11 protein-coding genes are annotated in these 11,340 nt (G+C 59.7%); 5 read left to right on the top strand and 6 right to left on the bottom strand.

Going from position 1 to position 11,340, the window contains the following annotated elements; all coding sequences use genetic code 11:
* The first annotated feature begins 32 nt into the window (after window positions 1–32).
* The 5 genes from recO (at window position 33) to ACYVHK_RS07090 (ending at window position 4,650) form a co-directional block, all read left to right on the top strand.
* Window positions 33–773, top strand: coding sequence for a DNA repair protein RecO (recO, locus tag ACYVHK_RS07110; RefSeq protein WP_460529073.1), 741 nt, complete (start codon window positions 33–35; stop codon window positions 771–773).
* A gap of 15 nt (window positions 774–788) precedes the next feature.
* Window positions 789–1,169 (top strand): holo-ACP synthase, encoded by a 381-nt coding sequence (acpS, locus tag ACYVHK_RS07105; protein ID WP_460529071.1) that lies wholly within the window; start codon window positions 789–791, stop codon window positions 1,167–1,169.
* Window positions 1,170–1,302: 133 nt separating this feature from the next.
* A complete protein-coding gene (lepB, locus tag ACYVHK_RS07100) occupies window positions 1,303–2,289 on the top strand; it encodes a S26 family signal peptidase (RefSeq protein ID WP_460529069.1) in 987 nt (328 codons plus the stop codon).
* 280 nt (window positions 2,290–2,569) lie between these two features.
* Entirely contained in the window at window positions 2,570–2,932 is a 363-nt protein-coding gene (locus ACYVHK_RS07095; protein ID WP_460529067.1) for a SpoIIAA family protein, read from the top strand.
* Entirely contained in the window at window positions 2,932–4,650 is a 1,719-nt protein-coding gene (locus ACYVHK_RS07090; RefSeq protein WP_460529065.1) for a hypothetical protein, read from the top strand. Before ACYVHK_RS07095 ends, ACYVHK_RS07090 begins: the two co-directional genes overlap by 1 nt.
* A gap of 55 nt (window positions 4,651–4,705) precedes the next feature.
* Here the strand turns inward: ACYVHK_RS07090 and ACYVHK_RS07085 are convergent, their stop codons facing one another.
* The 6 genes from ACYVHK_RS07085 to ACYVHK_RS07060 form a co-directional block, all read right to left on the bottom strand.
* A complete protein-coding gene (locus tag ACYVHK_RS07085; protein ID WP_460529063.1) occupies window positions 4,706–5,380 on the bottom strand; it encodes an alpha/beta hydrolase in 675 nt (224 codons plus the stop codon).
* A complete protein-coding gene (locus tag ACYVHK_RS07080) occupies window positions 5,380–5,961 on the bottom strand; it encodes a DNA-3-methyladenine glycosylase I (protein ID WP_460529061.1) in 582 nt (193 codons plus the stop codon). The genes ACYVHK_RS07085 and ACYVHK_RS07080 overlap by 1 nt, the downstream gene beginning before the upstream one ends.
* Before the next feature lie 90 nt (window positions 5,962–6,051).
* The gene (locus tag ACYVHK_RS07075) at window positions 6,052–9,342 is read right to left on the bottom strand and encodes a S41 family peptidase (RefSeq protein WP_460529059.1); all 3,291 of its coding nucleotides are present in this window, start codon (window positions 9,340–9,342) and stop codon (window positions 6,052–6,054) included.
* A gap of 168 nt (window positions 9,343–9,510) precedes the next feature.
* Window positions 9,511–10,176, bottom strand: a complete 666-nt coding sequence (locus tag ACYVHK_RS07070) for a DUF799 domain-containing protein (protein ID WP_460529057.1) — start codon at window positions 10,174–10,176, stop codon at window positions 9,511–9,513.
* Window positions 10,176–10,556: a DUF4810 domain-containing protein gene (locus ACYVHK_RS07065; RefSeq protein ID WP_460529055.1), complete on the bottom strand. Its 381-nt coding sequence runs from the start codon at window positions 10,554–10,556 to the stop codon at window positions 10,176–10,178. Before ACYVHK_RS07065 ends, ACYVHK_RS07070 begins: the two co-directional genes overlap by 1 nt.
* Before the next feature lie 21 nt (window positions 10,557–10,577).
* Window positions 10,578–11,240, bottom strand: coding sequence for a CsgG/HfaB family protein (locus ACYVHK_RS07060; RefSeq protein ID WP_460529053.1), 663 nt, complete (start codon window positions 11,238–11,240; stop codon window positions 10,578–10,580).
* Window positions 11,241–11,340 lie beyond the last annotated feature (100 nt).

The raw sequence follows: 11,340 nt of genomic DNA, 5'->3' as shown, positions 1-11,340 counted from the left end.
CCCCGTCGTTTGCGCTAAAGGCGGCCTCACCCATGGTCGCGACTTTTGCGCGCAGCAAGCAGCGTGTTGAAGCAGCACCTGCCTGGTTGCTGCATAGCTACCCCTACAAGGAAACCAGCCTCATTATCGAGGTGCTCAGCCGGGGCCAGGGCAGGCAGGCCCTGGTTGCCCGCGGCGCGCGCAGGCCCACGTCCAGCCTGCGGGGTAACTTGCTGGCATTCCAGCCTTTGACCCTGTCCTGGTTTGGTTCCGGTGATCTCAAGACCCTGCATGCGGCCGAATGGCAGGGTGGGGTGCCCCAGTTGGCGGGCTTACCATTGATCTGCGGTTTCTACCTGAACGAACTGCTGCTCAAGCTATTGCCACGAGAAGATCCGGTGCCGGGTTTGTTCGATGCTTATGGCCGTGCAATGCGGGCTTTGTCGGCCAAGCCGGTAGAAGTCGAACCCATACTGCGTAGCTTCGAGCTGTCGCTGCTGATGGAGCTCGGGTACGGTTTCGCGCTTGAAAAGGATGCGCAGGGACGGGCGGTGACAGCGGAGGGGGAATATTGCTATTTCCACGGTCGCGGTATCCTGCCTAGCTCCGGAAGCCCTCAGGAGCAAGGTGTCAAGCTCAGTGGCCGCAGCCTCCTCGGCATGGCGGTTTCGGATTACAGCCAGGCCCAGACATGTCTGCAGGCCAAGCAATTGATGCGCATCCTGCTCGCAGGCCTGCTGGGTGACACGCCCTTGCATACCCGCAAGATATTGCGCGACCTGCACAAGCTCTGAATCGGCTACTTCAACATGATCTTTGGTATTGGCACCGATCTGATCGACATTCCCCGGATGGCCGAAGCCTATCAGCGGCATGGCCAGCGCTTCCTCTTGCGTCTGCTGTCCGTCCAGGAGCTACCTGAGTTTGCAGCTACCAGCGATCCGGCCCGCTTTCTCGCCAAGCGCTGGGCGGCAAAGGAAGCCTTTTCCAAAGCCTTGGGTACCGGCATCCGTCCTCCGGTCACACTGGCAGGCATGAGCATTACCCACGATGCGGCAGGCCGTCCTGGCCTGGTCTTCAATGCCCAGATCAGCGCGCTGCTGGAGCAGCATGGCATCGTGGGGGTGCATCTGTCCCTGAGCGATGAGCGCAGTTCGGTGGTCGCTTTCGTCGTTCTTGAGCGACTGTAGTTTCTCTGGCTTTCCCGCTGCTTATCGTCCTTTATCCCACCCACATCGTCGCTGATCGCACACTGAGCGCCGGCTCGTCGCCATCTCCGTAACCTCCCATTGATCGATCTCCCGATCTTTGAGGAAGTGACACATGAATTGGACCGTACTTGCTTTCGTCGCCCTGGTTGGCGGCCCTATCCTCATCTGGCATGCGAGGCGAACCACTGCAGCGAGTTTCGACGTAGATGGAATCGGCGAGAAGGCGCTTTGGGGTTACTTCCTGATATTGATTGGCACTTGGGGCGTTCTGTCGTCGGTGATGAATCCCAGCGATGTGTTTCTCCCCGTCATGCTTGCTCCGGCATGTCTGGTATTCGTGGCAAAGCTGCGAGGCTACCGTGCAAAGGGTAACAAGCGGCCGCTACCGGCCTGGGCTGCCTTTGCCTATGGCAATGCACTGCTGCTGGCGCTGATTGGCTTGGGCAAGACCTTTTTGGTCGAGCCCATGCAGATACCCTCAAGCTCCATGCGACCTGGTCTCGTGGTCGGCGACTTCATCCTGGTCAACAAGCTGGCGTATGGCTTGCGACTGCCTTTCCTTCACCTACCCGTTTTGGGCACCGGCAAGCCGCAGCGAGGCGATGTCGTGGTATTCCGGCATCCTCAGGATACGAAGACCACCCTCATCAAGCGCATGATCGGCCTGCCTGGCGATAAGGTGATCTATCGCGACAAGCAACTGATCATCAATGGTCAGTTGGTCACGCGCGCGGCTGCAGGCACCTATCGCTATCGGCGGGAGCAGGGAGCTGACGGCATCGCGAGGCAATGGCAGGAGCATCTGGCTGGCAAGTCCTATCTGACGCTGGACGAGCCGGATAAGCCCGCACTGGACCCCGCTCTGCTTGATCCTGCATTGCAAGACAGCTTTCCTTTCCGGCAGCACTGCCAGTACGAGCCTGCCGGCTTCCAATGCACGATACCAGCCGGCCGCTATCTGGTGATGGGGGACAACCGCGATGGCAGCAGTGACAGCCGTTACTGGGGCTTCGTGCCGGACGATCACCTGGCGGGGCGTGCCTTTGTTGTCTGGATGAGTTGGCCGGCATTGGGAAGGGTGGGTACCTTGATCCGGTAGCTCCCTGTCGCCCGGCATGCGATACAACGAGACGGGTTGTTGCCTGAACATGCCCCTTTTAGGCCGCAACTGGCACGTACAGGCTGCGATGTGGTATTAATCTTCGCCATTCGTCGCTTGGCTGGATGCGTATATCGGCACTCGCCCGAGGAATTCTGGAATGCGACCGAACGGCTTGGCTATAACAAAGTCATAGCGACTGCCTATATGCGCGCGATGCCGTTTCGGCGTCAGGGCCCGTTGGCCCAAAAGCATGCACCGCAACAAGAGGGATGCTGTGATGATAGCGATTGAACACAAGGCGCATTGCGTACTTGCCACGGTAGCTGGCGAGTTCACCTTGGCGGATTATCGAGAGTTCGAAGAGAACGTCCTTTATGAGCTGAAGTTTCATGGGCGACCGAACCTGATGCTCGATCTGACCGAGATGTTGAGTTACACGCTCGATGTCGTCTGGGAGGAAATACGTTTCTCCCGCGAGCATGCGGCTGACTTTGGCCGTATCGCCGTTGTGACGACGGATCAATGGACAACCTGGGCCACATGGTTGGCCCGCCTGTTTGTCGATAGCGATGTACAGGTCTTCGAAGATGGTCAGCAGGCCGAGGGCTGGCTGCTGACGACAATACCGGTGGCGAGCTGATGCGTAGTCTGTTTGGATCCCTGACGGGCATGGTCAAGCGGGATGTCGACCCGCTGGCAGATGCCAAAGCCGCTGCGCAATGGATGCGCGAAGTCAAGCAGGAGGATATTGCCGGTCAACTGGCAGTCGTCCACGAGTTGGCGATCAAATCCCTGGAGCGCAGGCCGTTGAGCCTTTCTACGCTGCAGGCGCTGTTTGTTATCGACGAGAAGATACAGTCCACCTTCGATCAGGTACGGCAGCAGTACATCCAGAATCCTCGCGCTGGCAAGGCGATCGAGGAAAAGCTCTGGAATGACATTGTCGGCTTCGCCAGAGCCATGCTGGCGGCCTACCATCCCTTTGTCCGGCTGGAAGACCCCAAGCCGGAAGAAGAGGCCGGTTTCCAGCAGGCAACGGCGTTGATGCTGGCCCGCGCTACCCACTATGTTGGCATCCAGGTCAAATGGCACTATTTCCGCTTCCAGAACCCGCCTGCCACCTTGTGGGCGGCGGCCAACCAGCTCTATCGGCTGGCGGAAGTCAGCGGCATCGATAGTCAGGCTTTCCCGCTCTATGCCGAACTCGATCCGCAGCCTACTTCCTGTGCCGATGAGTTCATCCGTATCCAGATGCTGGCCACGCTCAACAATGGCAACTTTAACCTGCGCCAGTATGACTGGGCGGACCGATGGCTGATCGGTTGGTCTCGTCAGGTCCAGATTGAACGTAAATATCGCGACGGCATACACCAGTTTTGCGTCAACCTGGCCGAACCAACTGGACCCAACAAGATTCATGAAGCCGTGGAAGGCGACATGATGCGCTTCTGGGGCGTAGGTGACCTGCTGGCCGAGATGGGCAGGATCATCAGCCAGCTTGAGGCTGGCGATACCCCGGCGCGTCTTGGCCTGGGCGACGACGCCCGTATGCCGGCCTGCCTGGACTTCCTGCGTCAGCTGGAAATCCTGTGGTCCAGGGAGCGCAATCAGCAATCCAGCCGTAGCGAGCGGACCAAAGTCAGCAAGCTGATCCAGATTACTTCCAGCCTGACTGCCATCTTTTCGGCCGTGCGCTTTGATGACGAACGGGCGATGCTGCGCGCCTCCGCTCGTACGGCACCCGACAATGATGAAGTCATGGACATGAAGCTCTATGGCTATGTGACAGATCGAACCAAGCACAAGCTTGCCCAGGCTCAGGCACGTAACCATGCCTATGCCAACAAGGCCAAGACCATCGAGCACGATGAATGGGTAGTGGAGAACCAGTCGGCTGGCGGCTTTGGCGCGGTACTGCCGGTGGAGGGACACGATTGGGTCCGGTTGGGTGTGTTGCTGGCCTTGCGCAACCAGGAGTCGGAAAACTGGCAGATTGCTGTCATTCGCCGGCTCAATCGCATCAATGCCGATCAGCTATACGCCGGCGTTCAGATACTGACCAGTACGCCTGTGGCTGCCAGCATGAAATCGCTGGAGGAAGATCGCCACGCTCCCATGGCGGTGGAGGGCGTGGACACCATTGGCCTCGTGATGCGCAAGAATGGCCTCTACATTCCCTATTTCGGGGAAGGCCGTCGCGCCAACAGCCTGCTGCTCCACTCGGCGGACTATGCACCAGGTCGTCTGTACCAGGTGCTGGCGCGAGACAAGTCGTTCATGGTACGGATAGGTGAAACGCTGGAGAAGGGGCCTGACTGGATCTGGACGATCGTAGAGCTGCTGCGCCGCGATGGCTAAAACATAAAAGCCGACGTCGATCGTCGGCTTTTTTATGCTGCTCGTAACGACTGGCTCAGGCGCCGATGCGCTCCTTGATCCAGAGCCCGATGGCCTCGATTTCCTCCATGCAGACTGAATGGGGCATGCGGTAGCTTTGCCACAGCAGAGGGTGACCATGCTCGCTTGCCCATTTGGCAGCCGCCTCTCCGAGCGCATAAGGGACGACGGGGTCCTGAATGCCATGTGCAGCGAATATCGGTGTGCTGGCGTTGGCGGCGCTGGCTTCGGCTTCAATCAGGGCCTGCGAGGGCAGATAGGTAGACAGGGCAATGATGCCCCCGAGCTTGTCAGGATGGGTCAGGCCGGCGCTGTAGGCCATGGCGCCTCCTTGTGAAAACCCGGCCAGGATGATGCGCTCACCAGGAATGCCCCGGTCGTTCTCGCGCGCGATGAAAGCCTGGATAGCGGTTCTATTCAGCCGGATACCGGCCTCGTCAACACGCCGGTTGATACTGCCGATTTCCAGGATGTCGTACCAGGCCCGCATGACATAACCATTGTTGCAGGTCACTGGAATCATCGGCGCGTGCGGGAAGATGAAGCGGACGCCAGGAACGTTGCCCAGGCCCAGCTCTGGTACGACGGGCACGAAGTCATTACCGTCAGCCCCAAGGCCGTGCATCCAGATGACGGTCCACTCGGGTTGCGGCTTGGTTTCGACTTCAATGTGTTCGAGCAGGGTGCTCATCAGCTTAGTTCCTTCACGATGTCATGGCGAAAGCAGTCCACCGCATGGTCATTGACCAGGCCGGCGGCCTGCATATAGGCGTAGATGATGGTTGAACCGACAAACTTGAAGCCAAGCTTGCCAAGATCCTTGGAGATGCGGTCGGACAGCACCGTCTTGGCGACAGCAGGTTGAGTACCGGCGCGGGCGTTTTGAAGCGGCTTGCCGTCAACATAAGCCCATAGCAGCGCATCCAGTGTCTGCCCGGCATCTCGCAGGCGCAGATAGGCTTGCGCATTGCTGATGGTCGCAGCGACCTTCAGCCGGTTGCGGACGATGCCCGGGTCGGCAAGCAGGCTGGCTGTCTTGTTGGCATCGTAGCGTGCGATCTTCTCGACATCCCAATCGTCGAACGCGACCCGATACGACTCCCGCTTGTTGAGTATGGTTTCCCAGCTCAGGCCCGCCTGGGCGCCTTCCAGGTTCAGCATTTCAAACAAAGCGGCATCATCATGACAGGGGACGCCCCATTCTTCATCGTGATAGGCCAGATAGCGGGGGTTTCTGGGGTTCGCCCAGCTGCAACGGCAAGGTTCAGTCATGGTGGCTTCCCGGTACATGCAAAGGCGACATGATAAAACGCCACCGCCGTTTCAGGCGGCGGTGGCGTCAGTCTTTTGGTCGATATTCGACTATTTCAGGGGTGGGATCGCACCAGGCTTCAGAGGGGATACCGGTTCGGTCGCCAGTTTCTGTTGCAGCCAGTCAATGGCCGTTTCCAGTTGCTTGTCCTGCCCCAGGAAGGTGGCATGCGGCGGATTGTCTACTTCGATATCCGGTACCACCCCAACCCCTTCGATCAACCAGCTGCCATTGACGCCAAACTGAGGGTTCTCGGCCACCCGTGCCCGGCCATCGTCGACCAGGTTGTTACGGTCCGACAGCCAGACGCCCGCACCAGCGGTACGGTTGCCGATCACCGGCCCCAGCTTGAGTGCCTTGATGCCGGCGGCGAAGGTTTCACCGTCCGAGTAGGTCAGGGCGTCCGTCAGTACGACCAGATGGCCACGGAAGGTTTGCTGCATATTCGCATAGGGGTTACCCGACGGTGGTCCCCAGAAAGCCCACACGCGACGCAGCAGCTTCTCGATGATCCAGCTGTCGATATTGCCGCCATTATTGCGGCGTACGTCGATGATCAGGCCATCGCGATCATATTGGCCATAGAACTCACGCACGAAGCTCGCCATATCGTTGCCGCCCATGGCACGCAGGTGCAGGTAGCCGAGGCGACCCTTACCCGCTTTCTCTACGGCCTCTTTCCGGCTCTGCTCCCAGTCGGTATATCGCAACGCGGCTTGCTGCTGGGCATTGACAGGAACGACTACGACGCGCCGAACCGGCGCATCGCCGCGCTTCACTTCCAGCAGGGTTTGCTGGCCGGCCTGGTTTGCCAGCAGGTCGGAGATATCGCGCGCTTCCAGCGTACTACGACCATTGACCGCCGTGATGACATCACCTTCCCGCACATCGACGCCCGGCGCCTGCAGAGGAGGGCGCTCGTTGGGCAGTTCGCGCTCCGTGCGATAGACCTGTACCACTTTCCAGCCCGCAGCAACACGTTGCAACTCTGCGCCAAGGCCCGCGGCCATGACGCTGTCACCAGCGCGACGTATATCGCCAGCCGCGATCTGGGAGTGCAGCGAACCCACTTCCGCCACCATCTGGCCCAGCACATCGTCCAGCTCGTGGCGATCGGTCACGCGCTCTACCAGTGGTGCGTAGTGCTGACGTACGGCCTTCCAGTCCACGCCACGCATATTGCGGTCGTAGAGCGAGTCGCGATGCATGCGCCAGGCATCGACAAACATCTGCCGCCACTCCTCCCGCGGCGATACGCGCAGATTCCAGTCGCCAATCCGTACCGCGGCTTTGGAAAGATCGTTCGGGGCCTTGGCGCCGGCCTCCACGATCAGCATCTCGCCACCGTTGCTGCCTGCCTTGCGATAGAACAGCTTCTTGCCATCTTGCGACAGGGCGAACTGATTGACATCGCTGGCGAACAGTTCGAGCTTGGGCGTCGTGTTCTCGATGGCCAGCGTCTTCAGATCATTCTTGCCGCCTTCGCGTTCCAGCAGGTAAAGACGCTTGCCGTCGCTGTCGAGGTCACGGAAGCTACCCGCGATACCCGGTACTTCGAACAAGCGGTCGGCCAGACCATCGAGGACAATGGCGGGAAGCTTGGCCTTCTTGTCGTCTTTCTTTTCTTCCTTCTTGTCGCCCTTCTTCTCCTCAGACTTTGCCTCGGGCTTGTCATCACCAGATTTGACGGCCTGCAGCTCGTCAGCCGGCTGGAAAGGGAAGCGGCTGCCGGGCTGCAAGGCCAGCGCGTATACCTTGCTACGACGTTCAAATTGGGCGCCGGTATTGCGGTCACCCCACGGGCCACCGGTGGGGGCCTGGAAATTACGCTCGGACAGGAACCACAACCACTTGCCATCCGGGCTGAAAGCCGGCGAGCTGGATTGATACTTGTCGCTGGTGAGCCAAGCCGTGCGTTTGCTGTCGAGTGAGTAAAGCCCGATCTGTGCGAGTTGCCTGGCGCTGGCTTGCCTGACCAGGGCAATCGCCCGGCTGTCGGGAGACCAGGTCAGTGCATCGTATTCCTCGCTGCCCGCCGGTCCGCCATCGTCTATCACCTCATTGCGACCTGTAGCCAGCTCAAGCAACCACAAGCGACCGCGTTTGTCGCTGTGCGCCAGCCACTTGCCATCGGGCGAGGGCAGCACACTCCAGCGCTGGGTATTGCCGTCGTGAGTCAGGGCCTTGCCGCCTTCGCTCCCGTCCGCAGGGAAACGCCAGATTTCCTGCTCGCCAGTGGCGTCGCAGATCGCGTAGACCCATTTTCCGTCCGTGCTCACGGTCGCTGAGCGCAAGCGGCTTCCTGCCGGCTGGGCAATGTCAATGCGACGGATGGGCCCTACGCCAGCCAGCGTTACCTGCCCGCGCGCGGTAATGGCAACGCGCTCGCCGTTGGCTGAGAACTGGCTGCTGCTCAAGTAGCGCAAGGGCTTGTCCAGCCAGCGCACACGCTGCTGGTCAAAGTCGGATGTCAGGCTGATATCCAGCGTCTTGTCGTTCTGCGTAGACAGGTCCAGGACATGCAGGTCTGCGCCAAGCTGGTAGGCGACCTTGCCCTGGCTCAAGCTGGCGGAGCGGATATCGAAGCCGGTCTGGCGGGTGAGTTGCCGGGCATCGCTGCCATCGGGCTTGAGGCTCCATAGATTATCCCGCCCGTCCGCGTCGCTGATCACGATCAGACGACCATTCCACCACATGGGGCGTCGCAGATTGGCGTCCTTGGGACCGATACGTTCGGCTTCGGCCCCGGACTTCAGCTTATATCGCCACAACTGGGCGAGTGCCCCGCCCCGGTAGTGCCTGGCGTTGTCGTTGGTGGTGGCAAGCCCAAAGCGGATGAAATAGAGATTCTCGCCGCGCTCGTCGAGTACGGCATCGTTGGCATCGGCCAGCGGAAAGACGCGCTTGGCCAAGGTGGCCGGATCGACCGCAGCGACCATGCGCAGCGAGTTGGGGCCGCTGCTGTGCTGCGCACTGAACAGAACTTCACCCTGCGGGGTCCAACCGAGCGCAAATGCACGGGTATTCTCAAAGCTGACCCGCTTGGGCAGGCCGCCGGCCAGGGGCATGACGTAGACTTCGGTTGCACCTTCGTAGTTGGCCGAGAAGGCCACCCACTTGCCGTCGGGCGAGATTGCCGGGCGGGTTTCTTCTGCCTGATGGGAGGTCAGGCGCCGAGCCGTACCACCATTGGTGCCGCTAACCCAAAGATCGCCTTCGGCAGTGAACACCACTGTATCGTCATGCAGGGCGGGAAAGCGAAAGTAGCCGTTGCTGTCGGCAGAGACCGAATGGACTGCGAGCAGACCCGCCAAGGCAATGGCGATGCGGGACAGATTCATTGAAAACCCCTGGGTCGGAAAAACCGGAATCTTACTCAGTTCGATCAGTGCCGGGGATTTGCTTGCGACGGTCTGTCGCCAGCCGGGATGAGTGGAAAGACAATGATAAAAAAACGCCACAAGGCAATGCTTGTGGCGTTTTTTGGTTCGAACCAGCTTGGATGGAACTCAGTCCTTGCCGTAGTTCGGCGAGCGTGGGCCGTACAGAAGGCGCCCGTTGCCACCACCCGCCGTCAGCAGGCGTTGGCTGGCGATGCCGGCATAATTGTGAGACTTGTCGGAGAGGTTGCTGGCAATCTGATTGATCAAAGCGCTGATCAGCATGCCGGCGATACCGTTGTTGTTATTGTTGTTCTCTTCGCTGGATGCACGTGCACTGCCGGTCCAGAGCGTCTGGCCTGTCTTCAGATCGACCAGTTTGGCTTCCGCCACCACCAGGGTTTCGCTGCTGATGATCTTGTAACTGGTGCCGTACTGCTTCACTTCCACGTAGAGCGCAGAATCCGCCCCGAAGATTTCCTGCAGCTTGTTGGTGGAAACCGCGTGGATATCGGCCGCGTTGCTCAGGCCGTTTTCCTTGAATGCCGCATCAACCAAAGCGACAGGCAGCACGTAGTAACCCGACTCCGCGAGTGGGTAGCTGACCTGGGCCAGCATGCTGTAGCTTGCTTTTACATCCGGTGAGCTATTGAGCGGTGGCAGTACCACGATGGACTTGGGACGGCTTTGCTTGAAAGCCGAATAGTCATAAGACTTGGGTGCGGTCGCGCAACCGGTGGCCAGCACGGCCAGAAAGATGGCCGCAACCAGCCCTTTGAATGCCGAGAAGTTCATCAGCTTGCTCCCTTGTTCTTCTTGGTTTTGCTAAGCAGGAAGTCCATGAAGGTCGTGGATTCCGGAAACAGCGCCTTTTCTTCTGCCAGATGCTGCTGCATCTCGGCGTCGCGGCCCAGTTCACCGTAGAGCAGAGCCAGGTGGGCGTGGTAGCCAGGCGGTATGGCCTGACCCTTGGCACGCATGGTCTGCATATCCTGCTCCAGGGCGGCGAGCTGGTCTTGTGGGCCTTTGCCGTCACCCTTGAAGTGTTCATACACCTGCTGCTGGTAGCTACCCCAGCCATACATGTTCTTGTTTGGCGCTGCGCAAGCGCTTAACAGCACGGCAGCAGCCAGCGCACTGGCGGTGAGCCAGCGTGGCGAGATACGTTGTTGCATAAAATGTTCTGTCTCGAAAAATTACTGGGCAGGGCGCCAAGCGCCCGATTCAACACCGGCAGTCAGGTTGTTGACCGCCTCGCGGATTGCCAGATCCAGCACCTTGCCATTCAGCGTGGCATCGTAGCTGGCCGTGCCGCCAAAACCGATCACTTCGCGGTTCGACAGGCTGTACTCACCCGCGCCCTGGGCAGAGAACACCACTTCAGAGGTCTGTACGTTGACGACGTTGAGGCTGACCTTGGCATAAGCGACCTGCGACTTGCCGCGGCCCAGGATGCCGAACAGTTGCTGATCGCCCACTTCCTTGCGGCCGAATTCGGTCACATCACCGGTAATGACATAGTCGGCACCCTTGATGGCCTGTGCCTTGCGCGATAACGCAGCTTCCTGCGCCATCTCGCTCATGTTTTCGCGGTCAAGCACGCTGAACCGACCGGTCTGCTGCAGGTGAGTCACCAGGATGGTCTTGGCTTGGCCACCGAGGCGGTCCACACCATCGGAGAAGATGCCGCGCATGAAGCTGGAGCGGTTGTCGAACTTGCCGACGGAGATCGGGCTACGAACGCCCTTGTAGGGCACGGCTGCCGCGGACACCTTGGCGACTTCCAGCGTGCGGGATTGTTCGGTGGCACAACCCGTGAGGGCGGCCAGCAAGGCGATGGACAATAGCGATTTATGCATTCCTGCTCCTGTTGCTATGTAGTTGATTTTGATCGATTGCGTAGACTGCAAGGGGGCGCATGGTACCGCAAGCCATGGTGATCGGTAGCCGGGTTTACGG

It is taken from the genome of Chitinimonas naiadis (assembly GCF_054780835.1).
Note: the sequence above shows the minus strand (reverse complement) of the source record. Positions and strands in the feature narration are given on the sequence as shown.